The sequence below is a fragment of the Psychrobacter sp. SCQQ22 genome (assembly GCF_015864605.1).
In the GTDB taxonomy this organism is placed as follows: Bacteria; Pseudomonadota; Gammaproteobacteria; order Pseudomonadales; family Moraxellaceae; genus Psychrobacter; species Psychrobacter fozii.
This window is the reverse complement of the sequence record NZ_JADYWZ010000006.1, coordinates 1-26,609: the sequence shown is the minus strand read 5'-3', so window position 1 is coordinate 26,609 and position 26,609 is coordinate 1. Positions and strand designations below refer to the sequence as shown.

Annotated in this window: 21 protein-coding genes, 1 tRNA gene, 1 other RNA gene and 1 pseudogene; 13 read left to right on the top strand and 11 right to left on the bottom strand. The window is 42.6% G+C overall.

The features are described from left to right. Window positions 1-178 precede the first annotated feature (178 nt). The 4 genes from I6E84_RS09080 to I6E84_RS09065 all read right to left on the bottom strand — a co-directional run bounded on the left by I6E84_RS09080 (window position 179) and on the right by I6E84_RS09065 (window position 2,837). Window positions 179-346, bottom strand: a complete 168-nt coding sequence (locus I6E84_RS09080; RefSeq protein ID WP_197100018.1) for a hypothetical protein — start codon at window positions 344-346, stop codon at window positions 179-181. Next, window positions 347-1,093, bottom strand: a complete 747-nt coding sequence (locus I6E84_RS09075) for a hypothetical protein (RefSeq protein WP_197100017.1) — start codon at window positions 1,091-1,093, stop codon at window positions 347-349. 628 nt (window positions 1,094-1,721) lie between these two features. Continuing rightward, window positions 1,722-2,080: a transfer-messenger RNA gene (ssrA, locus tag I6E84_RS09070) on the bottom strand. A gap of 85 nt (window positions 2,081-2,165) precedes the next feature. Next, window positions 2,166-2,837: an alpha/beta hydrolase gene (locus tag I6E84_RS09065; RefSeq protein WP_197217612.1), complete on the bottom strand. Its 672-nt coding sequence runs from the start codon at window positions 2,835-2,837 to the stop codon at window positions 2,166-2,168. Between the two features lie 174 nt (window positions 2,838-3,011). Here I6E84_RS09065 and I6E84_RS09060 point away from each other — a divergent pair, with 174 nt between their 5' ends. From I6E84_RS09060 to I6E84_RS09040, 5 genes are all read left to right on the top strand, one after another. Next, window positions 3,012-4,397 carry a glycerophosphodiester phosphodiesterase family protein gene (locus tag I6E84_RS09060; RefSeq protein ID WP_197217611.1) on the top strand — a complete coding sequence of 462 codons (1,386 nt, stop codon included), beginning with the start codon at window positions 3,012-3,014 and terminating at the stop codon, window positions 4,395-4,397. A gap of 579 nt (window positions 4,398-4,976) precedes the next feature. Next, window positions 4,977-5,750 (top strand): response regulator, encoded by a 774-nt coding sequence (locus I6E84_RS09055; RefSeq protein ID WP_197217610.1) that lies wholly within the window; start codon window positions 4,977-4,979, stop codon window positions 5,748-5,750. Window positions 5,751-5,804: 54 nt separating this feature from the next. Beyond that, window positions 5,805-7,622: a two-component system sensor histidine kinase CreC gene (gene creC, locus I6E84_RS09050; RefSeq protein ID WP_197217608.1), complete on the top strand. Its 1,818-nt coding sequence runs from the start codon at window positions 5,805-5,807 to the stop codon at window positions 7,620-7,622. 99 nt (window positions 7,623-7,721) lie between these two features. Beyond that, complete coding sequence (locus I6E84_RS09045; RefSeq protein ID WP_197217606.1) at window positions 7,722-7,952, top strand: hypothetical protein; 231 nt, start codon at window positions 7,722-7,724, stop codon at window positions 7,950-7,952. Window positions 7,953-7,969: 17 nt separating this feature from the next. Then, entirely contained in the window at window positions 7,970-8,464 is a 495-nt protein-coding gene (locus I6E84_RS09040) for a hypothetical protein (protein WP_110922653.1), read from the top strand. A 146-nt stretch (window positions 8,465-8,610) separates the two neighbouring features. Here I6E84_RS09040 and aroC read toward each other — a convergent pair whose 3' ends face one another. Both aroC and prmB read right to left on the bottom strand, forming a co-directional pair. Further along, window positions 8,611-9,714: a chorismate synthase gene (gene aroC, locus I6E84_RS09035; protein ID WP_110922652.1), complete on the bottom strand. Its 1,104-nt coding sequence runs from the start codon at window positions 9,712-9,714 to the stop codon at window positions 8,611-8,613. Between the two features lie 114 nt (window positions 9,715-9,828). Next, window positions 9,829-10,995, bottom strand: coding sequence for a 50S ribosomal protein L3 N(5)-glutamine methyltransferase (gene prmB / locus I6E84_RS09030; RefSeq protein WP_110922651.1), 1,167 nt, complete (start codon window positions 10,993-10,995; stop codon window positions 9,829-9,831). A gap of 355 nt (window positions 10,996-11,350) precedes the next feature. Here prmB and I6E84_RS09025 point away from each other — a divergent pair, with 355 nt between their 5' ends. Next, entirely contained in the window at window positions 11,351-12,700 is a 1,350-nt protein-coding gene (locus I6E84_RS09025; RefSeq protein WP_181416248.1) for a L,D-transpeptidase family protein, read from the top strand. Window positions 12,701-12,861: 161 nt separating this feature from the next. On the opposite strand, the gene I6E84_RS09020 is transcribed toward I6E84_RS09025, so the two are convergent. Further along, entirely contained in the window at window positions 12,862-13,074 is a 213-nt protein-coding gene (locus tag I6E84_RS09020) for a hypothetical protein (protein ID WP_110922650.1), read from the bottom strand. Window positions 13,075-13,361: 287 nt separating this feature from the next. Between I6E84_RS09020 and I6E84_RS09015 the strand changes: the two genes are divergently transcribed. From I6E84_RS09015 to I6E84_RS08995, 5 genes and pseudogenes are all read left to right on the top strand, one after another. Next, entirely contained in the window at window positions 13,362-15,152 is a 1,791-nt protein-coding gene (locus I6E84_RS09015) for a DUF389 domain-containing protein (RefSeq protein ID WP_197217604.1), read from the top strand. 272 nt (window positions 15,153-15,424) lie between these two features. Next, window positions 15,425-18,097 carry an alanine--tRNA ligase gene (gene alaS, locus I6E84_RS09010; protein ID WP_197217603.1) on the top strand — a complete coding sequence of 891 codons (2,673 nt, stop codon included), beginning with the start codon at window positions 15,425-15,427 and terminating at the stop codon, window positions 18,095-18,097. 333 nt (window positions 18,098-18,430) lie between these two features. Continuing rightward, window positions 18,431-19,717 carry an aspartate kinase gene (locus I6E84_RS09005; protein ID WP_197100008.1) on the top strand — a complete coding sequence of 429 codons (1,287 nt, stop codon included), beginning with the start codon at window positions 18,431-18,433 and terminating at the stop codon, window positions 19,715-19,717. A 405-nt stretch (window positions 19,718-20,122) separates the two neighbouring features. Beyond that, a pseudogene (gene csrA / locus I6E84_RS09000) lies at window positions 20,123-20,290 on the top strand (carbon storage regulator CsrA); the annotation flags it as partial. Window positions 20,291-20,413: 123 nt separating this feature from the next. Beyond that, the gene (locus tag I6E84_RS08995; protein ID WP_110922646.1) at window positions 20,414-20,788 is read left to right on the top strand and encodes a HopJ type III effector protein; all 375 of its coding nucleotides are present in this window, start codon (window positions 20,414-20,416) and stop codon (window positions 20,786-20,788) included. Between the two features lie 77 nt (window positions 20,789-20,865). Here I6E84_RS08995 and I6E84_RS08990 read toward each other — a convergent pair whose 3' ends face one another. Further along, a complete protein-coding gene (locus I6E84_RS08990; RefSeq protein ID WP_197217602.1) occupies window positions 20,866-21,177 on the bottom strand; it encodes a YeaC family protein in 312 nt (103 codons plus the stop codon). Between the two features lie 68 nt (window positions 21,178-21,245). Beyond that, on the bottom strand, window positions 21,246-22,253 hold the full coding sequence (locus I6E84_RS08985; protein ID WP_181416247.1) for an NAD(+) kinase: 1,008 nt from the start codon (window positions 22,251-22,253) through the stop codon (window positions 21,246-21,248). Window positions 22,254-22,555: 302 nt separating this feature from the next. On the opposite strand from I6E84_RS08985, the gene I6E84_RS08980 reads away from it, so the two are divergent. Then, the gene (locus tag I6E84_RS08980) at window positions 22,556-23,278 is read left to right on the top strand and encodes a Bax inhibitor-1/YccA family membrane protein (protein WP_110922643.1); all 723 of its coding nucleotides are present in this window, start codon (window positions 22,556-22,558) and stop codon (window positions 23,276-23,278) included. Window positions 23,279-23,418: 140 nt separating this feature from the next. Here I6E84_RS08980 and I6E84_RS08975 read toward each other — a convergent pair whose 3' ends face one another. Beyond that, window positions 23,419-24,798 (bottom strand): PLP-dependent aminotransferase family protein, encoded by a 1,380-nt coding sequence (locus tag I6E84_RS08975; RefSeq protein ID WP_197217601.1) that lies wholly within the window; start codon window positions 24,796-24,798, stop codon window positions 23,419-23,421. A 264-nt stretch (window positions 24,799-25,062) separates the two neighbouring features. Between I6E84_RS08975 and I6E84_RS08970 the strand changes: the two genes are divergently transcribed. Beyond that, the gene (locus I6E84_RS08970) at window positions 25,063-26,244 is read left to right on the top strand and encodes an MFS transporter (protein ID WP_197217600.1); all 1,182 of its coding nucleotides are present in this window, start codon (window positions 25,063-25,065) and stop codon (window positions 26,242-26,244) included. A 273-nt stretch (window positions 26,245-26,517) separates the two neighbouring features. Here the strand turns inward: I6E84_RS08970 and I6E84_RS08965 are convergent. Beyond that, window positions 26,518-26,594: transfer RNA gene (locus I6E84_RS08965), tRNA-Asp, on the bottom strand. Between the last annotated feature and the right edge of the window lie 15 nt (window positions 26,595-26,609).

The window sequence follows — 26,609 nt, the reverse complement described above, 5'->3', positions numbered from 1 at the left end:
TTATTTCTACCACCTTATGGCCTTGAACAGAACCCTGAGCGAGGATAAAGCAAAGCACTGCTTTGCCCGAGTAAGAGAAAAGTGGGCTCAAGCTAAGTTTCTACGACAAGAGTGGATGAAGAATAATTTACCAAAACTGTTTCATGATATAAAGTCTACTTCTTTTATCTTGGATTGACTATAGAGCAGCTGTAAATCTCAAAATAGAAGCACTATCTTGGTTCTTAGTGGCATTCTTAAGATCTTCAGTAGTACCTATTATGCCATTAGCATTACCCACACCTCCAGTTACTGTATTTGCAGCGTCTTTAGCCATTTCAAATGGATTTCCACTAATTGTACCCATTTAAGATTCCTTTTTTTCTGAGAGTTTTAGATATAGAACGAAAATTAACACACCTGATAAAATATAAAAAACACTACTGAGTAGCATGTATCTAATAGCCTTGCTACGAAACTGTATATAATGCTCTTTAGCTGAACGATAATTTAAATAAACTCTATCATCATTACGAATTTCATAGGCTAAGAGAAAATAACCTTGTTTAGAAGGTAATTGAAGATTCAGCTCAGTATATTTAATTTGAATCTTAGTTCCCTGAGGAACATATATTTCTTGTGGTCTAAAGCTATGATATGGGTAGTCGAAAACAAAGCTATATTTATTACTATCAGCATCATTTATTTTAATAATTTTGTTATGATCGACATCTTTTATAACTGTGCCACTAACGGTATCTAAACTAGACTCATCGACTGCAAAATTCATAAAATAGATATTAGTTGCTCCTAAGTTTTTAAATAAAGGAAGACCTATTAGTATAATTATAGGAAGCAAGGCAAAGCTAAACATATCATTAGTTGACCCAGCTAATATTTTATCTCGCCTTATTCTAGCAATACCTTCTGAGAGAATTAAGAATATAGATATATAGAAAGCAAAGCTTCCCAGATCCACTGCATATCTATACTTATAAGTAATAGCAAAAAAAGTAATAAAAATAATAATGTAATATATAAATCTATATTTATATAATTTTCCTGAATCTATATTTTGAAACACTCTTCTTTCTAATTTTTTTGAAAAACTCACTTATACGCCTCTTTTTTGTATTTATTTAAAATATGCTTAGCTATATGAGCTTGAAGTATGCTGAAATGTTGGAACTTAATGGTGATGGAGAAATCCTGTGGAGATTATCTCAGATGAAAAACAAAGTAAATTTATCATCAGTAATGCTTTTAAATTACTACTATCCTAAGCCAAATAGCGAATATAGTGTGAATTTAGAAGTTATGTACAATAAGGCGACTATATATCTAGGATTTAAGAATACTAACTCTTAATAGTTGGGATATGCATAGAAAGGTAATTTTATGAAATGACAAGCAAGCTATATGTGCAACTTGTAGCTGAGCATGAATATTATACGTTGATCGATATCCGTCATATGGGATTTGAAGTTTGCAGCGTGGCTATTGAGCGCAAACGTAGACCAAAGTAAAAATGTCACAACTTTATAAATTATGTTTTTTCTGTGTGTAAGACTGAATGCTATATGTGTGTATTGAACCTATATTAGTCGTTAACTCTAATATACAACGTCTAAACTGAGCCCATATTAGAAGCAACAAAAAACCCTTTAAGCATTATACTTAAAGGGTTTTTTGTTAAAAACAATTTATTTCTAAATTGTTACTGGTTTGTTCTTTTATGTAAGTGGTGGAGATGGCGGGAGTTGAACCCGCGTCCGCCAGCATTACGCTCATGAATCTACATGTTTAGTTTCTGTCTTTAATTTTAGTCTGCACCGATCCGACAGTCAGGATGGATTAGCCGATTCTCTACTTTTGAACCCAAGCGATTGAGACAATCCCTTGTGGCGAGCCTACATGCGGACGCTTCAACTTAGTTGACCAACTGTAGGTGATCAGCAACTTAGTAAGCAGGGTTTATGCTGCTAGAGCGTAATTTTCGTCGTTTGCGACTATAACAATATATGTTGGATTAACGAGAGGACATATACTCTCGACATGCATCATTGAGTTTCATTACCAGCGTCGAAGCCAGAACATCCCCAATAAGGTCGACTATTATATAGTAGGTAGTGGGTAGGTTTCAACCTTTATAAAGCCTGTATTACATTACGTTACAGCTCAGCTGTCTAAGCAAGTACTGCATTCAACCATGTACCAATCGCTTGAATCTGTGGCATACATACTTGATGCGCCATCGGATAAGTATGATATGCCACGTTATAGCCTTTATCAGATAACAACTGCTGTGCCTGCTCACCCAAAACAACAGGAACCACCGGATCATGAGTACCATGTTCGATTAGAATTGGCATGTCTTTATTAGCAGCACTATAATCAATATTATCATTGGTCGCTAAGTAGGTCGAGAGTGTCATCAAACCAGCCAAACGCTTTGGATAGCCAAGTGCCACATGGTAAGCCACTGCCCCGCCCTGCGAAAACCCTGCAATAACGATATGCTCAGGAGAGACACCGCGCTCAACCTCACGGCTGATCAAATCATTGATTTGTTGGGCAGACTCTTCAATTTGTGCAACATCGATTTTACGTTCTAAACTCATCTCTAAAATATCATACCAAGCTGGCATGACCATACCGCCATTCACCGTCACTGCACGCTTTGGTGCATGTGGGAAAATAAATCGTACAGCCATATCATCAGCCAAGCCCAGCTGCGGTACCACAGGCTCAAAGTCATGACCACTAGCACCTAAGCCATGCAACCAAATGACAGCACGGTCTATTTTTTTATTGGTAGGGTTATGCTCAACAATAACAGCGTCTAAATAGTCAGTCATGACTGATCCTTAATACAATTTTGATAGTTTAGCTTTGAGAATTGGAAGTGAAATATTTTTGTAACAATCACTCGCCTGTCATTATCTTTTAAAAATTATCAGGTAACGTAAGGGATGGATAAATGACAGCAATATTGTACTTATTATTTTTCACTTTTTGTAGGGACAGTTTACATGACAATGTTAGATAATTCAGTGGCGACGCTCAATCAACTCAAAAAAACGCCATTTAAAACCGTTAAGATGGTCAGTATAGCCATAGCACTAGGGGCCACTTGCACTCTATCAATGGCCGCAGACGATATACGCAATACCACATTGACTCAAACATCCAACCAAACCATTAAGCCATCACTAAAACAACTACCAAAAAACCCGCATGCCAAACCTCAAGCCTATACATATGGTGTGCGGCCATTCTACTTGGTCAATGACATGGATGCAGGACCATTAAAAGACGAGCTGATGGCTTGTAGTGCGCAAACGCCTAGCAAAACGAACTTTTCTATCGCGCATCGCGGTGCACCGCTGCAATTACCTGAACACACTTATGACAGCTATGTCGCCTCAGCGCAAATGGGCGCAGGCATCTTAGAATGCGATGTGGCTTTTACCAATGACGGCGAGCTGGTCTGCCGCCATGCGCAAGAGGACCTGCATACGACTACTAACATTCTGGCTACCCCGCTGGCCAAACAGTGCACCGTACCGCCAATTATCGACGCCAACGGTGTGCTGACCAATGCTGACAGCATTGAATGTCGCACATCAGACATTAGCGCAAGTGAATTCAAAACCCTCACAGGCAAAATGGATGCAGCGGATAAAACAGCCACCACTCTCAATGATTATATGAATGCAACGGCTGCATGGCGAACTGATTTATATTCACAAAATGGTCAAGTGCTCATGCTAAAAGAACATATTAAGCTTGCTCAAAGCCTAGGTATGAAGCACACGCCAGAGCTAAAAGCACCAGCCGTTACCATGCCATTTAATGGCTATAGCGTAGATGCTTATCGTCAACAGCTGATTGACACTTACAAAAATGCAGGTGTGGCTGCCAGTGACGTGTTTGCGCAGTCATTTAATATCGAAGATGTGGATTACTGGATTAAAAATGAGTCTGCTTTTGGTGCTAATGCCATTTACTTGATTGATGATAGTAATGAGACCGCAACTGGCAAAACCTTTGATAAAAACGACCCGTCTACTTGGAAGCACTCACTAGCCAACATAAAAGCGCGTGGTATTAAAACCATCGCACCGCCACCTTGGATATTGGTAACCACTGACGCGACAGGTAAAATGATACCATCCGCTTATGCCAAACAAGCCAAAGCGCTTAATTTGGATATTATTACTTGGTCAATTGAGCGCTCAGGGCCGTTAGCAGCAGGTGGCGATTGGTATTATACTGACTTAGGCAAAGCCATTAATAACGATGGCGACATGATGACTTATATCGATGTGCTGGCTCAAAACGTTGGGGTCAAAGGTATTTTTTCAGATTGGCCCGCAACCGTTACATACTACGCAAACTGTAAAGGTTTGAGCTAGACTGTATTAGGGTATGTCCTCAATTCAAGCGATAGTCCTCTAACTGGGCTAAAAATGGCTAAATTTTGCCAAACAGCGTCAAATAGCTGGTTAATATCTCGATATTATCTACACTATTTTTCTCGTTTGACGGCAATTTATCTCATTTTTACCTCCATTTTTGAAATGAGGATACACCCTATACATTTATAAACAAGTCCTGCTAGTAATTAAAAGGTCAACTGAGTCACAACTTGGTTGGCTTTTTTATATGCTGGAATATTGGTTCAAAGGTTTGTTCAAAGTTTGTTTTGACTCACTCAATTAATCAACGACTGTCATATCAACACCGCGAAACGTAAAAACAGTTAGCCTCTCATTTTTTCCATCAATTTTTCATCGCTTTTGACAAGCATTCACAAAATGCCTTGGGACTTTTATGCTAGGATAATCCCAACAACTTTGGAGTCTTTCCCTAACTCCAAATACAAACTTTATTCAGCAAAGTGGACACTGACAGTATCTATGCGATTGTTATCTATTAACCATCGCGTCAAGCAGCCATTTTTTTACACATTTTTCTAAAATAAGTATACCGTCATGACTCATATTTTACTGGTAGAAGATGACCCCGCCATCGCAATGTCGCTCAAGGTCACCTGCAAGCGTGAAGGCTGGCAAATCACATGGTTAGACAATGCCAGTAGCGTACTGCCGATGCTACATAGTGAGGCCGCAAGCGATCTATCAGCCATTATTTTGGATGTTGGCTTGCCAGATGGCGATGGTCTCAGCTTGTGTCAACAAATACGCCATACACCTGATATTGATGCCTTAAAAGACATTCCTATCGTGTTTTTGACCGCACGTAGTGATGAGGTCGATCGTATTTTGGGCTTGGAGATGGGTGGTGACGATTACTGTGCCAAACCCTTTAGCCCGCGAGAGTTGGTCGCCCGCCTAAAAGCCATTTGGCGACGTGAGCAATTGCTGTCTCAACAGTCATCCGCTCCTACTAACTCAGTAGATAATGATAACCCGTCTAATAATATGACTGGGCAAGCATTAACGTTTGAATGTCAGTCTGGTATCTGGCATTACCAACCACTCAATTACTCATTGATGTGGCAAGAGCAAAAGCTAGAGCTGAGCAATACCGAGCGCAAAATCTTATTGACCTTATTACAAGCACCCAATCAAGTATTTAGTCGTGAGCAACTGTTAAATGCAGTCAGTGACTATCCGGATCATCGCTTGGCGAGAACGATAGACAGCCATATCAAGTCAATTCGTAAGCAGCTGGCTACCGTAGATGCTAGCATCGATGTCATCCATACGCACCGTGGATTGGGCTATGCGTTATGTCCCGCTTAGCTATATTTTACTTAGTACTGACTTTCTATAACTGCAAGCAACACTGATAAAAATATGACCAATAAAGCGAATGATATCGTTGATAACCACGCTAATAATAGCGTTGATCATCCTGCTAATGCTAATCAAAGTAACTGGTATGCAAAGTTACATCCTATTGGCACCGCGCAGCAAACGACTGAGCCAAAACGACTGCTAAATCTAAGTATATTTTTTAGAATTTGGTTAGCCGTTGCATTGGTGTTGACCATTTGCGGTGTAGTGGTGTTTACTCAGCTATTCGGCTATGTCAAACCGACAGCGCAGCAAGTCATCGAAGACACGTTATTAGATACCAGTAAATTGCTCGCGGTCAGCTTGCAGGTGCCATTATCGTCTGGGCAGCTATATGAGGAGGCTTATCAAGCAAGACTGGATTCAGCATTTATTGGCACGCCAGCGACGAACAAAACCAGAGAGCCAGAATATAAAAATAAAAGCTATAGCAGTTTTCGGATATATGTCACAGACCGTTCGGGCATGGTTATATATGACTCTCTGCCTTACCCTGACAACGATGAGGGGCAAGATTATAGTCGTTGGAACGATGTCTATTTGACTCTACAAGGTCAATATGGCGCAAGAAGTACCACGCGAGATCACAATCAGCGCGATGGCACGATCATGTATGTGGCGCAGCCTATAAAAGACGCCGCTGGCAATCTGATTGGCATCGTCAGCGTCGGTAAGCCTGTCGCTAGCGTATTGCCTTATTTGGATGATACGCGCAATCGTATGCTGATTACCGCGCTGTTTATGAGCATCGCTGCCCTGATGTTGGCAGGACTGGTAGCTTGGTGGCTTAAGCAAAGCATTACTTTGGTTACTCAATATACCAGCGCATTAGCTGAGGATACCAAAAAACCCTATTTTTACTTAGGTCATGAGCTTAATAGCCTGACAGATACGATTGAATCCATGAAACATCGATTGGAAAACCGATCTTATGTGACCGATTATGTCCATACCCTCACCCATGAGTTGAAAAGCCCATTGACCGCAATTCGTGCCAGCAGTGAATTGTTAGAGGATGATGGTCTCGATAGTAGCGCATTAGACATTGAAGATCGGCAGATGCTGATCCAAACTATCGGTGAACAAAGCATAAAAATGCAGCAGCTCATTGATCGATTACTGTTACTTGCCAAAATTGAGCAACCAACTTTTAAGCTAAACCAACAGCTGACGCCTCTATTACCATTACTACAAACCCTTGCAAAAAATAATACCGCCAAATTGCAACAGCAGCTTTTAGCACCTATTGACATCTATATCGATGATGCACGCTTCACTGACACCACAAGTTTACAGCCGAATATATTGGCAAATACCAGTGTCTTTGCTGATCAGTTCTGGTTAGTGCAAGTGCTACAGAACATATTAGATAATGCCATACACTTTGCTGAGAACACGGTCAATATTCATATTCACAATACAGTGCAGATAGTAACCATTGATATATTTAACGATGGCAAATTACTACCCGACTATGCCGTAAAAAAAGCCTTCGACCGCTATTTTAGTTTGTCGCATCAGAGCCAAGCCACTTATAGCGCAGCAAGCCAGCCCAATCAGTCATCAGAGCCTTCATTTGATAAGCAATCAATCGCAGAAACCAAACCAGAACAGCCTAGCACGTCTGGCAACACTCTCAAAAAAGGCACTGGCCTTGGTTTAACGTTAGTAAAACAAGTGATCGAACACCACGGAGGTCATGTTGCTATTAACAACGTGCATAGCAATGAAGGTTCTGAAACTGGCGAGAGTAGTGCTGTTAGATACCTACATTCTGGTGTGATGGTTAGCATTACGCTGCCTTTAGCTCGCGAATAAAATTCATTAAACTTCCATCATTCCTACACAGGTTTTCTATCTTATTATCTTACGATAGCGTTATTCAAATTCGTAAGACAGATTAAGGATAGAAATACGATGCAACACACACTTATTACCAACCATATTGTTAATAACAAGCTTATCGCAGGTCAATTGATTGAAAGCTTGCTAGGTCATAGTCGTCATCATTGCGCACAGATTTTGTCAAATCAAGGTATCGATAGTATTGAGTTTGGACATTGGCTCGCTATTCCCAGTCAGCAGGTATTATTGGTATTTCGCCATCAGCGGTGTGTGGCTATTGATGCTTATCAAATAGCGGCTTAAATTATTAAGTGCATATTATGATTACTATGTCATCACGAAACAAACCACTAAAATTGTTACTACTATTTCTTACAGTATTGTTTATTTACAGCGAATTTTTTGCTACTCATATTAAATTAATCAATAAAACAGACTATGATATTTACTCAGTAAAAGGCGAGTATTTTTCTAAAAGCACAGACCCAAGCTTAGAAGAGATAGACAAGCAACAAAGTTTAGTTATCACACCTAAAGGTAAGACGCAATATTCAATTCGTTTTAGTACTCAAACAGCAAAGCAGCCGATAGACATATCAGTAGGTTGGGGTACGCGCGTATATGATAATGATGGTGACCTTGTCCCAATTATAGAGAGTCAAGGTAGCGACTTTATATTTTCAGCAGATGGCTTTTGCGACTATGAAATTATTATTCATGAGCAATACGCAGAAGCTAGAGGATATAACAAGAATTTTTGTTATAGAAGAATATTTTTACATTCTGCTAAAAATATCATTGTCACAGAAGGATAAGTAGCTTCAAGGTGTAAAAGCTCATTGGTAAAGTTCATTACAGTTCGATAGCTTATAAGTTCTAAAATAGAAAAGTCTTTTACCTTATCAATGAAACCCATCGACAGAGAAAAGACTTTTCTTGAATAATTAGCTAAACCAAACGACTAAGTAATCGACTCTACCGGCTGCTTCACATCGCCATTTTGACCACGATGACGCAGGTAATGATCGAGCAATACAATCGCTAGCATGGCTTCTGCGATAGGCGTGGCACGGACACCAACGCACGGATCATGACGACCCTTGGTCAGCATATCGATCGACTCACCTTGCGTATTGATACTCTTGCCAGCGGTGGTAATACTAGACGTTGGCTTCAAAGCGATACTGACACGGATGTCTTGCCCGGATGAGATACCGCCCAGTATACCGCCAGCATGATTGGCAGTGAAACCGTCTGGTGTTAGCTCATCACGAGAGCTGTGACCGAACTGCCCAGCCACTGCCATACCATCACCAACTTCAACGCCTTTTACCGCATTGATGCTCATCATGGCATGAGCAATATCTGCATCTAATCGATCAAAAACTGGCTCGCCAAGTCCAACAGGGACACCGCTTGCGATAACTTCTAGACGAGCACCACAACTGGTGCCCTCACGGCGCAAGTTATCAATTAATGACTCAAAACGAGTCACCGCCTCTTTGTCAGCACAAAAAAATGGATTACTATTTACGAATTCCCAATCAATTTGGCTAACATCTGTGACGTTACTATATTCATTGCCAATCTGAGTCACATGACCACGGACTTGCACGCCTAGACGGTCTTGCAGATATTTCTTTGCAATAGCACCAGCCGCAACGCGCATCGCCGTCTCACGTGCTGATGAACGACCACCGCCACGATAATCGCGAAAGCCATATTTCATACTATAGGTATAGTCGGCATGACCCGGACGAAAAGTATCTTTAATCTCGCTATAATCTTTAGATTTTTGATTGGTATTACGAATCAGTAAGCCAATAGACGTACCTGTCGTTTTACCCTCAAAGACGCCAGAGATAATCTCAACTTCGTCAGATTCACGGCGCTGAGTCGAGTACTTAGACGTGCCCGGTTTACGGCGATCTAAGTCTACTTGCAAATCCTCTTCAGACAAAACCAAACCGGGTGGCACGCCATCGACGATAGCCATAAGGCCTGCGCCATGCGACTCTCCACACGTAGTGACAGTGAAAACCTGTCCGATACTATTGCCTGCCATATCTATCCTTAAATAAGTAAACACAACTTATGCTTATTTTATCAATCGTTTGTGACTGTGACGAAAATGACCGATTGTTATGATAATCAGTACCTAGTCACGACCCATATTTGACTATTGAATGCTGTCTAATAGCTGTACATAAGAGGCAAACAACTGACGATGGGTCATGAGCTCATCATAGGTAATCGCAAAAACACCATGACCGCCGTGGGCAAACTTTAACCAGTCAAGCTGGATTTCAGGATAGGCTTGTTTTAATGCCCATTCGCTATCGCCCACTTCGCAGATTAGCAGACCTTCTGGACTTAGATAGTCTGGTGCTTCAAACAAGATACGATGTACCAAGTCTAAGCCATCTTGACCGGCAGCTAGTGCATGCTCAGGCTCATATAAAAACTCAGGTGGCAAGTCTGCCATGATGGCCGCATCGACATACGGTGGGTTGGTGACGATGAGCTCATACTGGTTTTCAGTAGGAATCTTCGCAAACAGATCTGATTCAATCACATTAACCTGATGACCAAGATCATGATGATCAACGTTGACCATCGCTACTTCCAGCGCACCTTTATCGATATCGACAGCATCAACCAATGCATCGACGAAACGGGTCGCAAGCGCGATAGCAATACAGCCAGAACCGGTACACATATCCAAAATACGCTCAGGCTGCGACAGTTGCTTGACGTCTAAACCATGATCGTAAAATGCTGCGCCTTGCTCGTTAGGACTGATTCCTAAAGGCTTGGCCAATTCAGTCACCTCAAAGTAAGGATGAAACTGCTGACGTATCAATTCTGCTATCGGTGAACGTGGAATCAAAACACGCTCATCGACATAAAAAGGCAAATCACAGAAGTATGACAAGTTAATCAAATAACTGAGTGGCTTACGTTCAGCGATGCGCTCTTCTAGCAGGCTTAGCACTAGCTGTTTCTCTGAAGTCGTCAAACGACAATCAAGAATCTGCTCGTTCGCTGACCAGTCTAGAGACAATGAATGCAATACAATGGCAGACGCCTCTGCGAATTCATCGGTAGTACCTTGGGCGACAACCACATCATAATTGCGTAGTTGAGTCACTGAAAAACGAATGAAATCGCGAATACTAACGAGCTGCTCTCGCGCTTCTTCTAGCTCTGCATGCAAATTGGCAAATTGATCGTCCTCACCGAGAAGCCCAGACTCCAAATCAAACGCCATATTATCTTCTAGACTATCGTCATTGAAGTACTGGTTTTGAAACTCTTCTGCGCTCATTGTTTGGTCTTCTGACATATCATACCTTGCTGATTACATGTTCGTTGACGACATGTGGGTGGGTTAAATCGCTTCTACTAAAAGCCGATCTATTAATTAATATTCTAATTATACATTATAGACATAAACACTAAGTAGCGCCAATATTTGCATTTTTGTGTTTGTAGAGATAATAGGAAATGTAATTAACTTCAGTCATATCATGAGCTATTACCCTATCTAAACTCTCGCTCAGTTATTACCCAACTGTAGTGAATACGTCAGCAGTTGACGTTTGGCAAGCATTAAGTGAAAAAAGATGTGTCTAAAGTTTGCGAAGCATCCAAATTATGCGCATAATAGCCACATTAGTACCAACTACAAGTGATTCAACATGATGAAAATAAAGCCTATTATTACTGCTATTTCTATCGCTGCTGTCAGCGTTAGTGCCATTGCTGCCACTGCCGATACGACTCGCACATTGCCAGTACGTACAGCGGATTCGCTTGCGAAAAAAGTTAGCCTCAATGTGCAAGAAAATCGCAGCAACTCGTTAGACAGTCGTACAGCGACTGACAACATGACGCAGCTAATCGATTCAAAACAAGCACCGAAAGCGGCGGCGCCTGATAATATGAGCGCAGCTGAGCTGATGCGTAAAGATGAGCAGGCTGACCGTACTGACGATATAAGCGAAGGTCAAGCGGTTGCTGCTCCTAGCAACCTAGCCTCTATCGATTCATCTGATCCACTTTCTTTTGAATTGCCTGAAAACGAAAAACGTCAAGACTTTAGTGATGACCCTACCATCAAAAATATCGAAGACAAAGATGGTAAAAGACACACTACCTTGAACCTATCAAACTATGCCAAGCAAGTGAATAGTTCTGTCTGGTCACCAAACATGAAAGTCAACTCAGCGATGACTATCAAGATGCAAGCGTTACTCGATTGGAACCATGCTTCTCCTGGTCCTATCGATGGTGGTTGGGGTATGAACAGTAAAAAAGCCCTTATCAACTTTCAAACCATGAAGGGTTTGACTGCTAACGGTAAAATGGACCAAAAAACATGGGATGCTTTGATCAAAAACATTCCTGCTAATAAGCCCGTACTGGTCACCTATACGCTGACTAAAGCAGATCTTGATACCAACTTTGCGACTACTCCTTCTGGTTCAGAAGCCAAGTCAAAAATGAAAGGTTTGTATTATCAAGACATCAAAGAGATGCTCGGCGAACGTTTCCACATGGACGTACGCTACCTTGATAAGTTGAACAAGAACAAAGAGTACAAAGTCGGTGAAACCATCACAGTATTGAACAACCGTGGCGAGCTTAACCAACGTATCAACCGTATTGTTGCTAACAAAGCAGACCAAACCCTGTATGCATACAATGGTGACAAACTGGTTGCTACCTATCCGACGACTGTCGGTAGTGCTGCTACACCATCACCAAAAGGTACGTTCAAGATCATCAATAAAGTGAAAATGCCTTGGTATAAGTCAACAGTCGGCGAAGGTGCTCAAAAGAAAGTGCATATGATCGCACCAGGACCAAATAATCCAGTAGGCGTTGTTTGGATGGGATTGTCTAAACCTTCTTATGGTTTACATGGCTCACCAGTACCTGAAGGCATCAGTCGTCAAGGGTCAGCAGGTTGTGTGCGTTTGACCAACTGGGATGTACTAGAGGTCTATGCAAACGTTGAAAATGGCGCAGTAGTCGAACTTCAATAACACTCCACTATTATAGTGACCAAAAAAGACCTTGAACTATATCAAGGTCTTTTTTTATGTCTGACTATAAATGATGGTTGAATACCCTCAAGATATCTTAAAGCGTGTTAAACATTCAATCGTGGCGCTGACAGAGACTATCTGTGAGTGTTCAAAATGTCCTACACTTTATACCCTTCCTCATTGCCAGTGATACTACCGACTTTTTTGGTAAAGAATAACCCTGCTGGGATAGATACCAAAATGCCCAATGCGACTGCTATTTGCACATGCAATATCTCATTAAAACCTGTTACTAACGTGGCAACTATAAACACACCAATGGTAACGGTTGCTGCTATTGAATAAATGACAGAAAATAATGGCCAGTTCATAAGATACTCCTTACTTTTATTATGGATATAGTACCTTTATACACTAAACCCACATTAAAAGTAAGTATTTAATATAGACCCATAGAGTAGCCATAACAGATGATTCAGAGCAAAAGCCATGTTAATATTAAGGTTTTTTCTGGTAGTCTCAATATCATAAATATTACCTTTCAGCTATTATCAGTTACCGACTAACTTCTCTTCTTGTTCGCAAAAAACTCATACACCTTCCTCTATTTATCATTACAATAATGATTTTCTTTGTCTTTCTAAAAAAGCTACCTGCTATGACCTCATCTGAAGAAAAACCGCCTAATGATACGAGTACTACCAAACAATCATTAGCGATGACTAAGCCTGAAAAAGAAAACGCTATGGTCGCGAATGAGACTGATAGCTCTGAGCCAGACAGTACTGCAAAAAATGCTGAACCTTCAGAGTATTTAGAGCATCATGACGAAAATGAATCCGATAAGGACATGGCAGATACACAAAATCCTGACGCAAAAGTAATCATAGAATCGATCAGTCCAGATGTAGCAGTTGCGACATTAGAGACACCTGATACCACAACACCTGAATCCAACACCTCTGAAGATAAATCACGGCCTTCTACTGAAGACTTAACACCAGAGACTGAACCAGATTCAAACCATACTGATATTGAACATACTCACCTAGAAAATCCTGAATCTACAAAAAAAAGTCAAGATTATGATGACAGCACTACGCAAACCTCTCAAGAGGAAGCCGACGCTGAAGTAACAGTTTCTGATAGTGATATAGAAGACAGCTCGATAGAACAGAGTGTGGATTCAGAGCAATCCGTAAATGAATCAACAAACGCTATTGCAAATAAGCATAAGAGTGCTACAACACAAAGCAGTCAGCATAATAAAGACAATGCTCAAAAAGTCACCATAAAGGATGAGACCAACAATCAAACAGATCAAGATAGCGAAGACCTAGAGGAAGAAGTTAAAGAACAAAAGGAAGCCAAACTAGAATCTTATAAGCAGTTTGTTGCCGAGCAATTTAGCAATCAAAAAGTAGACTATCCAGAAGTCCGAGTAAGAATTGAAGCCAATGCGCTGCCTAGTAAAATGTATTTCATCATGAACATACTGTCTGCCATTATCGCCAGTTATGGACTGGTGACCAACTCAGCAGCGGTGGTCATTGGAGCTATGTTAGTGGCCATGATGCTAGGACCGATTACTGGTGTCGCATTAGCCATTATTGACCATCGTATGCCGCTACTGCGCAGGTCACTTATCACCATGCTCATCGGTGTGTCATTGGTGATATTGGTTGGCTTTATCGTGGGCTGGCTACACAAAGACCAGCCTTTAACAGCAGAAATACTGTCCCGTACTCAGCCAACATCCATGGATTTGATGATTGCTCTAGCAGGTGGTACTGCTGGTGCTTATGCGATGGTCTCGCCGCACCTCTCGGTTGCCGTTGTGGGCGTAGCCGTTGCCACAGCACTAGTGCCACCACTGGCTGCTAGTGGTATTTTATTGGCTAATGGTGAGCTACAGCTCGGACTCGGTGCATTTTTATTAGCCATCACCAATATTATTGCCATTCAATTTACCAATGCCTTAGTGCTTTGGCTGCTAGGGTTCCGCCGCTTGGTTGATGATGACTATAAATCAAATACTTACTTAACTTTTTTGCGACGTAACGCTGTGACTTTATTATTGCTAGGTGGCTTGGGTACTTATTTGACCATCAATCTACAGACCAATGCCAAACAGCAAGTGTTTGAGAGTAGCGTCAAAGAAACCATCAATAGTTATTTTATTGATAAGGGCAACGTGCTAACCAATACCCAATTCGAAACTGTCGATGACAACCAAGTCGTACGTGCTGTTATTCGCGGGGAGACAACGCCTAGCTCATACGATGTCCGTCAAATTGAATTAGCAATTACCCAAGATATGGTGACAAACTTTCCCAAATATTTACCCATTAAACTACAACTGCGCTACTTGCCAGTACAGGTGATTGAATCCAATCCATTGATACAAGATAGATTGGACGAAACTGATGCAGCGATTTTGACCAACTAATTCATTTGCGAGCCAGATTTCATAATGCTTTAAAATACTGGCTATGGTCGGCTCAAGATAATTTGGATACAATAATGAAGGCAAGTGAAAGCACTACGACTAGTAGAATTAGCAATCCTGACACGCTATCTGTTTATATAGTATTGACTATATCCACAGAATAACCCTGCAGTTGTAACTCTTGTACCAAGAGCTTGGGCGTTTGTGCTAAAATCGCTTGCAAAATTATTTTACTTCATCTACTCAATTCTATCCGTCAGTAAGGAGCCGCTGTGAGCCAGCCATTTCGCTCAGCCGATATTCGCCAAGCCTTTATCGATTTTTTCATAAGCAAGCAGCACACTACAGTCCCATCGTCTAGTCTGATTCCGCATAACGATCCGACATTGCTATTTACCAATGCCGGTATGAATCAGTTTAAAGAGACATTTTTGGGCATGGAACCACGTGACTATACACGTGCTGTGTCCTCGCAAAAGTGCGTACGTGCTGGCGGTAAACACAACGATTTAGATAATGTCGGCTACACTGCCCGTCATCACACTTTCTTTGAGATGCTCGGTAACTTCTCGTTTGGCGATTACTTTAAGCAAGCCGGTATTGAGTATATTTGGGAGTTTTTGACATCGAGTGACTGGTTAGGAATTGATAAAGACCGTTTATATGTCACCATTTACGAAACCGATGATGAAGCCTTTGATATTTGGAACAAGAATATCGGCATCCCAAGTGATCGCATCATTCGTATTGGTGATAACAAAGGCGCGCCGTATGCGTCAGATAACTTTTGGACGATGGGTGACACAGGTCCTTGTGGTCCTTGTACTGAAGTTTTTTATGATCATGGTGCAGATATCGAGGGCGGCCTACCGGGCACACCTGAAGAAGATGGCGACCGCTATATCGAGATTTGGAACTGTGTGTTTATGCAGTTCAACCGTCAAAAAGACGGTACGCTATTACCACTTCCAGCCCCTAGTGTGGATACAGGCATGGGTCTTGAGCGTATCAGTGCGATCATGCAAGGCGTCCATGGCAACTATGAGATCGATTTGTTTATCCATTTGATGGATGCAGCAGCTGAGATTTTAGAGATTGATAATGAGCAGCAATCATCATTGAAAGTCATCGCCGATCACATTCGTGCCGTTGCCTTTTTGATTGCTGATGGTGTCACACCAAGCAACGAAGGCCGTGGCTATGTGCTACGCCGTGTAATCCGTCGTGCAGTGCGCCACGGTAACAAGCTGGGTGCAGATGGTGACTTTTTCTATAAGATGGTCGCACCATTGGTTGCTGAAATGGGCCACGCCTATCCTGAGCTAAAAGACAAGCAAAGCGCTATTGAAAATGCCATTCAAAAAGAAGAGACACAGTTTGCTAAGACACTAGCGCAAGGGCTGCGTTTGCTTGCCAGCGAGCTCGAAGGGTTGCAAGATGGTGACACGCTATCTGGTGAAGCAGCCTTTAAGCTGTATGACACTTATGGCTTCCCGCTTGATTTGACCGCTGACATCACTCGTGAGCGCGGTATTGTTATCAATGAAGCTGAGTTCGATGAGCACATGCAAGCGCAACGTGAGCGTGCGCGTGATGCTGGTAAGTTCGATGTCGATTATAGCAGCGTCATTCAAGTAGAAACGCCGACGACCTTTATTGGTTATGAGCAACTTGAAGAAGACGGCGTGACGATTGATGCGCTTTATCAAGACGGCAATTCAGCAGACAGCTTGAATGAAGGTATGGAAGGTGTTGTTGTGCTTGACCGTACCCCATTTTATGCCGAAGGTGGTGGTCAGGTTGGTGAGCTGGGCGAAATTCGTACCGCATCTGGTGTCTTTGAAGTTCAAGATACCAAAAAATCTGGTCAAGCCATTATTCACTATGGTGTTGTCACCATGGGTGAGATTAATGTTAAGCAAGTGGCTGATGCGCAAGTACTCTCTAGCATCCGTGCGGCGAGTGCCAAAAACCACTCAGCTACGCACCTATTACATGCAGCATTAAGAGAGGTATTGGGCGACGCGGTCACGCAAAAAGGCTCACTAGTATCAAGCGAAGTATTACGTTTTGACTTCTCTTATGACAGACCCGTTAGCCTTGCTGAAATCAGCCGTATCGAACGTCTCGTCAATGAGCAAATCCAAGCCAATACCCCTGCCCGTATCGAGAACATGTCGATTGATGAAGCCATGAAAAACGGTGCAATGGCGCTGTTTGGTGAAAAGTACGGCAGTGACGTTCGCGTGCTTACCATGGGTACAGACAGTATCGTAGATGGTCAACGCAAGCCCTTCTCTATCGAGCTGTGTGGCGGTTTGCATGTACAGCGTACTGGTGATATTGGCCTGTTGAAAATCACGAGCGAGTCAGGCATTGCTGCTGGTATTCGCCGTATTGAAGCCGTTACTGGCATGAATGCGGTCAAAAACATTCAGCAAAGCGAGCAACAATTAAGCGAGCTTGCCAGTCAGCTTAAAGTAAAACGTCCAGAAGTCGCCCAGCGTGTCCGTACCATGGCAGATAAGCAACGTGATCTAGAAAAACAACTAGAGCGCTTGCAACAAAAAATCGCCAGTGCTCAAGCAGCCAACTTACTTGATGACGTGCAGACTATCGCAGGTACGCCTGTACTTATCAGTATGTTAAGCGGTGTCGATGGTAAGTCAATCCGTACGCTGATGGACGATATCAAATCGAAACTTCCAGATAGCGTAATTGTATTAGTAGGTGACAAAGACGATCAGTTAGCCCTAGCAGCCAGTGTAGCGAAATCTGTCATAGCCAAAGTAAAAGCGGGTGATATCATTCGTCACTTGGCAGGTGAGCTGGGTGGTAAAGGTGGCGGTAAGCCTGACTATGCACAAGGCGGCGCACCAAAGTCTGGTAACAGTGCAGCAGTCATCGATGCCTTACCTGCTTGGATTGCAGACCAGCTTGGCTAGATAGTAGAGAGCCAACTGAGCAAAACACTGCATGATTAAATGTACAATACGTGATTGGTTATAACCATTATAACCAATCGCCATACATCTAAGCCGTACTAGCACTTAACGTGGTGACGTAGATATGATATAAAGGTCAACGTTTGAACACATTGTTCATTCATTAACTGTTAAGCACCATTAAATATAAGTACCATGGAATAAATAAAAGGCATATGGCGCAACTCTTATAATACGGCTTTGTCTATGCAAACATTGATTGAGCATCACATGGCGACATTGGCTCTTATTGATGATAACAAAAGGCCATTAATGAATAATAGGTAGATTTTTATGGCGTTAATAGTACAGAAATACGGCGGCACCTCGATGGGCAGTATCGACCGCATCAAAAACGTCGCCAAACGAGTCAAACGCTGGCATGACAACGGTCATCAAGTGGTCGTTGTGGTATCTGCCATGAGCGGCGAAACCAACCGTTTGATCGATCTGGCTCGCCAAATTAGCACTCAGCCTGATCCTCGTGAATATGACCAAATGGTTTCGACAGGTGAGCAGGTCTCTATCTCATTGCTCGCAATGGCGATTAAAGAGCTTGGTATCGGTGCACGTTCATTTACTGGCCGTCAAGTCGCAATTAAGACCGATAGCGCCCACAATAAAGCCCGTATCGAAAGCATCGATGATAAAAACATTCGTGAGCAGTTAGATGCTGGCAATATTGTCATCGTTGCAGGCTTCCAAGGTATTGATGATGAAGGTAACGCGACCACATTAGGGCGCGGTGGCTCTGATACTACGGGTGTCGCTATTGCGGCTGCTTTGGGCGCGGATGAGTGTCAAATCTATACCGATGTTGATGGCGTCTACACCACTGACCCTCGTGTCACCTCAAAAGCTAAGAAACTTGAAAAAATTACCTTTGAAGAAATGCTTGAGATGGCAAGTCTTGGCTCTAAGATTCTACAGATTCGTTCCGTAGAGTTCGCTGGTAAATACGGTGTACCTTTACGTGTACTATCTAGCTTTGATGAAAACACAGACGGTAGCTTTGACCAAGAATTTCAAGACAATGTCGGCACCTTAATTACGATAGACGAAGGAGATAGTATGGAACAGGCAATCATCTCAGGTATCGCCTTTAACCGAGACGAAGCAAAAATTGTAGTGCGCGGTGTACCTGACCACCCTGGTATTGCCTCTGCTATCTTGAGTCCGATTGGACGCGCCAATATCGAAATCGATATGATCGTACAAAACCTCTCGACCAATGGCACAACCGACTTTACTTTTACTGTCAATCGCTCTGATTTAGACAAAACCATGAAAGTGCTGAATGAAGAAGTCAAAGACGAGATTGGTGCAAAAGAAGTCTTAGGTAATAGTGAAGTTGTGAAAGTCTCACTAGTGGGTGTTGGCATGCGCTCGCACGCCGGTGTCGCTAGTCTTATGTTCCAGACGCTCGCTGAAAACAACATCAATATCCAAATGATATCGACCAGCGAAATCAAAGTCTCTGTACTGATTCAAGATCAACATTTAGAAAAAGCGGTTAAATCATTACATACCGCATTTGGTTTGGATCGCGAAGATGGCGAAAGTAAAATCGCTGGGCTATAATAGCCACCTATAATCCTGATGTGCTCTTTATAGTGGCTGGGCTATTATTTTAGTTAACAGTAATAGATTTGGCTGGCGCAGTTACCACTCATGGGTTACTAATAACATTCAATAATACGTTCAATTAAATAGGGTCTCTTGAGATCCTATTTTTATTTTTTATTATTGCTGACGTTAGTAGTTACCTAATAGTTTTGTGAAAACTCGTGACAGTCTCTGCCATGCCCCCTATAATGGGCTTTCATTTGGGCTAAATGAATCTACCTATCATTACCGCCATTGGCACTACGCTAATTATTTTAGTTATGCTGATATATAGTATGTTTAATACTGCGGTGATGTCCTGCAATTGAGAAGTAATCTAATGAGTAATAATTTGTTGATGCGACATAAGGAGTGTGACGCATGTTAATTTTGACACGCCGCGTGGGCGAAACGCTAATGATTGGTGATGAGGTCAGTGTGACTGTCCTAGGTGTCAAAGGCAATCAAGTACGTATCGGTGTAAATGCACCTAAAGATATTGCCGTACACCGCGAAGAGATTTATCAACGTATTCAGCATGAGCGTTCTGTACAGTCGCAAATGCAACATCTTGAGCAAGGCAGTTTTGCGCCTTCTTTCGATGATGAAGACTATTTTAATCGCTAATCGATATATTTTCACTTTTCTAATCTGCTCTGAGGTCATTTATTTATGAGTATTCGCCAATCAGACATATCGGCTCTACTTAATGGTTTGAACAAAAAAGCCATTGGATTCAATGATGTCATCAGTTTTATTGATGATTTTTATCGCTATGCACCTGCCCCTTTCGTTAACGGCATGGTACATAATGCAGCTGGTGAAAATGAAGGCAGTGCAAAGATTTTTGGCTTTGCGAAACTTCACGGCCTTGATCAATTAGACACGCTAAAACTATTCGGTGAGCATTATGCCAAAGTTCAAGCAACCCCTAATGGTACCGATCATGCCAATATTCGTAATTTTTTACATTGGGGTTGGCAAGGGTTTTTGATGCAAAAAAACCCACTAACAGTACGCCCTAGTGTCGATACGACTGCACTTTAATAAATCATCAAGCAATAAAAAAGCCACGCTATATATAGCGTGGCTTTTTTATTGTGATTTACATCGATAATAAATGCTTATTTATCACGAAACTTGACGGGTTGCACGGCCCCTTTAGGATTCGGCATATTAGGATAATGATGTTCATGCTCAACATCACATTCTGCTCCAACGACAGACCCATCGTCTTTTACTGGTCTATGGATATAGCCAGTACGCTCAGCAGGTGGTAGGTGCTCATGCTCCCAAACCATGATGGCTTGCATGCAAGTTTCACGCTGTTCAGCGGTTAGCTTACGGCCATCAGGCCACTTACCTATCTCAATCGCCATACGAAATTTATCAGCCACTTCTGGCGTCAAACTTGCCAATATCGTTTGCTTATCCATCTTATCTACTCTCCACTACTATTTTTTTATAGCATATTCTATCTAACGTTTTTATATAACGGATAAAGTTATTCGTCATCATCCATAATATCATCATCGACATCCAGACTGAATTCTTCAGCATGGACGTTCCAGTGCAACTTTGTACGACAGGCTTCATAAAAATCAAACCCTGGCGGATGCAATAGCGTGAGCTTGTCAGGGTGCTTGCGAATATAGAGCCGCTGCTCTTGCTCAAGTGGTACACTCGGCTTACCGTCTGCACTGACCATCGGCTGCGTGCGATTGTCTTCGTGAATACGAATACACACCTCACTGTTACCGCTCACTACGATAGGCCTGCTAGATAGCGTATGCGGGTGCATAGGCACCAGACAGATCGCATCCATACTTGGATGGATGATAGGGCCACCACCTGACAATGCGTAAGCGGTAGACCCAGTCGGTGTGGCCGCTATCAAACCATCGCTATGCTGTCTATAAACATCATGCTCGTCAATTTTCATCTGAAAATCAATCATGTGTACTGATTTCCCAGCATGTAATACGATATCGTTGAGCGCCATGTCTTCGTGGATAATCTTACGACCTTCTCGTATCTCCATGGTCAACAGAAACCGATGGTCAAGCTGGTAATCACCCATCAATACTTGGCGTAGCTTAAACGCCGCCTCATCAGGCTTTACATCTGCCAAAAACCCAAGCCGACCACGGTTAACGCCCAGCACAGGAACACGGTAACGTGCTAAAGCTTCGGCGGCATGCAATATCGACCCGTCCCCACCAACAACGATGACCAAATCGCAAATTTCACCGATGAGACTGCGCTTAACGATTTTAACTTTTTCAATCTCAGTGAGATTCAATGTTGGTAAGTTGGCCGTCTTCACATCCATAATCAATGTGAGATTCATATCATTGATCGTTTGGGCAATCTGCACGAGGCTTTGGGTGACACTACGCTTGCCTGCACGGCCCATCAATCCGATACGCCTAAAAGCAGGGTTTTTGATAGCGTGAAACAGCTCTGACTCATGTAAGTGTGGCAATCTGGCTGACTGCGCTGAGTTTTCCATAAAACGGCTCGGTATAACGTTAAAATACTAGGTAATGATAGCGATAAATGAGCGCTTAGACTAGCATGTTTATGAATTATCGTTGTTAACTGTCGTAATCGACCCCATATAAAAGCCATCATACGTTACTTTTAAACGTGTTTATTTAGCTACATAGCATCACATTATTATAATTTAATAAGCAACTACAGAATGTCGTCAGGCCTTTATGGCCGTCACGCAAACACAGTTGACAATAATGGCGGATTTGCTAAAGTAGCTGTTATCTAACTCATTTATATTTTATTATTAGGGACATATATATGGCCAATCCTATTGTCAGTCGCGCAGAACTTGCGATCGGCGGGAATCCAATGACGGTCAAGGGTGTTATTCAAAAGACCAGTCTATTACTTGGGCTATCAGCTATCACTGGTGTGGGCTTTTTCTTTTATGCACTTATGGCAGGTCTATCGCAGGGTTTTATCACGATGGCAGCCTTTGGTAGCATGATTGCTGCATTCGTTCTGGCTCTTTTCATCACTTTTAAGCCACAAAAAGCCAAGACTTTGGCCGTACCTTATGCACTACTAGAAGGTATATTTTTAGGCGGCATTTCACTTTTCTTTATGAGAATGTATCCAAGCGTGCCCGTGACTGCAATGTGTGCAACTTTTGTCACCGCAGCCGTTATGCTAGGACTATATCGTTCGGGTCTCGTTAAAGTAACTCAAAAGTTCCGCTCAATCGTGACCTCAGCAGTTATCGCTATCATGCTGGTCTATGTGGCTCAGTGGGTGCTTTCTTTGGCATTTGGCTCAAGCTTACCTTTCTTGTTTGAAGGCGGCGTTATCGCTATTGGCTTTAGCTTATTCGTTATTGTTATTGCTTCTTTCACACTGCTATTGGACTTCGATAATATCGACCGCGGTGTGGCAATGGGCATCTCTGAAGACTACGAGTGGCTATTCAGTATTGGTATACTTGCCACGCTAGTGTGGATGTACATTGAGTTTATGCGTCTATTAAGCTATCTACAAGATTAGTATAAATAGACTGTCTAACAGTAAGCTAACACAAAAAACCGTCTTTTATTAAAGGCGGTTTTTTTGTGAGTAAAGTCTTGCTTCAATTAGCGATATTTTACTTTCAAACCCTATCGAGCAACTTATAGAAAGCTAACTACCTAAGTCATCGATTGAGCCAATACCTCGAAAACTTTTGAATGACTCATTTGCGCCACATTGAACCGCATAAAGTTCTCAGCATTGTCCGACTGACTAAAAACATTGCCCGGTGCCAATACCACACCCTGTGATAAACAGCGATTGGCCAATTCGGTCGCATTATTATTCTCAGGTAATCGGCACCATAGGAACATACCTGCTTGTGGGAGCAGCCACGGTACGATGCCTAATTTAGCCAGTCGTGGTAGCGTATGAGTACGCGCGCTTACCAGCCGAATATGGATATCATTCATATGCTTACGGTAGCCGCTATCAGTCAACGCGGAGAACACAACGGCCGCTGCTAACTGACTGCCACCAAAGCCAGTGGCTATCTTTAAATCTACCAAACTCTCGACCCATTCTATAGGTGCGGCAATATAACCACAGCGTAGGGATGCGGATAACGTTTTAGAAAAACTGCCGATATAGAATACTCGTGATAACCCATCCAAAGCCGCCAATCTCGCTGCAGGCTTGACTTCAAAGTCTGCAAAAATATCGTCTTCGATAATGTATAAACCAGCCGCTTGGGCCAACTGTAATACACGGTATGCCGTAGCAGGTGATAACGTTGCGCCAGTAGGATTATGAATGGCAGCATTGGTGATGTACAAGCGCGGCTTATGCTCATCTAAAATCGCTGCAAAGGCCTCTACATCTGGCCCATTTGGCGTATAAGGAACACCAACCACTTTGACTCGATGAGCAAGCAGCTGTGCTCGAAAGTTAAAATAGCAAGGATCATCGACGACAACCGTATCACCTGGCGTCAGTAAAAATCGAAAAATCAAATCTATCGCTTGGGTGCCTGAATCCGTCAATATCACCTGTGACGGTTCTGCATTGATACTCAATCCTGCCATACGCCGCGTGAGTAGTTGACGCAATGCTAACAGTCCTAGCGGCGTTGCATACTCACTGATAATGGAGGCGTCAGCTTTTGCCACATTTCGCAAACCACGGCGTATACCCGCCTCAAACAGCCAGTCCGCTGGTAACCAGCCACAGCCTGGCTTTAGCGCACCATCGGGTGGCTCCAGTGACTGCCGTGATACCCACAATGGATCTACCACTCGGTCAATTTTTGGCGCTATATCTGTCAATGATAGCGGCGCTGTCGTCTCTGCCACGTAGAATCCTGCACCAGGCCGAGAGTAGATAATTCCCTCAGTTTGCAGGCGCTCATAAGCTTCAACCACAGTAGATGGTGAAAATCCATAGCTTTTAGCGGCTGCCCGTACAGACGGCAGACGTGATTCTGGCATATAGATAACGGTCGCTATTTTCTCTCTTACGTCAGCCATGACAATTTCGATACGTGTTAACTTATTATTCATATTTTTACATTTTTTGGTAGGTCAGCTTCTATGAAGTCTTGTCTCAAAATTATAGATGAGAAAATATATTGACTCGATATCCGAACTGTATGGGCTCTATAGACCAAACAGTTCTGTCTAATTGTACTGGATTGTATGTAGATAACCTACTGCGCTTTTGTTTTAATCATTGAACATAAAACGATGTAGAGGTAGGTGTCATTCTACTGTGAATCGCTCTAACCTCAGTCAATTCAATGATCACTCTTCAAAAAGCAGCGATATATGACCACGAAAAAATACAATAAATATTTGGCATTTGCCTTATGCGTAATAACGACAAGCGTCAATATCCAAGGGCCGCTGTATGCCGTTTATGCACACAATGATGGCTATGGCGTACTAGCAACTACGATAGCGTTTTCCTTTTATGTATTAGGCGTCATACCCGTATTATTAGCTTTTGGTGGGTTGTCTGATCGAATCGGACGACGCAAGACCATTTTAATCTCTTTGGCACTATCAATAGCGGCGACGGCTCTCATGTTGTTTTATCCGTACACGCGAGCGTTAGCAGTAGCGCGATTCATACTGGGTGTGGGAACGGCTCTGATGGCTGCTACGGCGACGGCCTATATGATTGAGCTGCTTGGCTCATCAGATACGATGCGTGCGACAGCGTGGGTGACGGCCAGTACGACGATAGGTTTTGGTCTTGGTCCTGTATTGACGACAGTTTCTTTGATGTTTTATGAAACCGATCAGCCAGCCAGTTTTTTCTTACTGCTAGCGAGCGGGATACTCGCTATGTTTTTGTTATATCAATTACCAGAGACAGCACCTAAACGCACTAATTTGCCCACATCTATGCTACGGCTACCTTATTTTAATCGTGAAGTCATTTGGTATGGCAGCGGTATTTTGATTTGTTGGGCGACGACAGGATTGGTGTTGTCAGTTATTCCCTCTGTACTGGCCACGCATGGACTCGCTAAGTATGCAGGGATATCCTCTATGTTAGCCATCAGTTGTGGATTGATCGTTCAGCCAATCGCCCGAAAACTTGACCCTCAAATCTCAAGCAAGCTTGGTCTTTTGATCTTACTACCAGCATATGCTTTGTTGGCTTGGGGAACGTTGAACGCCAACCTTCCAGTGATTCTTTTGGCTGCTTTTTTAGCTAGCAGTAGTTGTTATGGCTTTGTCTATTTAGGAGGTATGCTAGGAGTCGCACGCTCGGCTGGCAATGAGCAAGCACGTGCGAGTGCAGGCTATTTTCTGATGGCATATATAGGGCTTAGTGTGCCTGTCATCTTTACTGGTTTGATTGTGGATCGGTATGGTGCTGCTACTGCATTCTACGCCTTTGGTGTGTTTTCATTAGTTGGTGTGATTGTCTTGTTTGCCAGCCAGCCTATTTTGCAAGTTAGGCATCTTTCAACCTTAGAAATGAGAAAGATTAGCTGAGCAAACCTTAAGTAGAAGTAAAAGCAGCATTATTTTCCCTTGATCAATCGTAAAATGCGATACACGATAAAGTAAGAAATAGAATAGGAAGGCAGAGAATAAGGACAGCATTAGGACCTAAATGTTTTAGATGGTCTGTTCTTCTCTATTAGAAAGTCTAGTCACACACCAATCTGAGTTTTAGGTGATATCACAGACACAAAAAAACCTCAAACAATCTAATGTTTGAGGCGAAACTTGCTTAAACTCGAAAGTCTAAATTCGTTTTAGATATGGCGCAGCGGACGGGACTCGAACCCGCGACCCCCGGCGTGACAGGCCGGTATTCTAACCAACTGAACTACCGCTGCTTAGGTCTCTTTAGC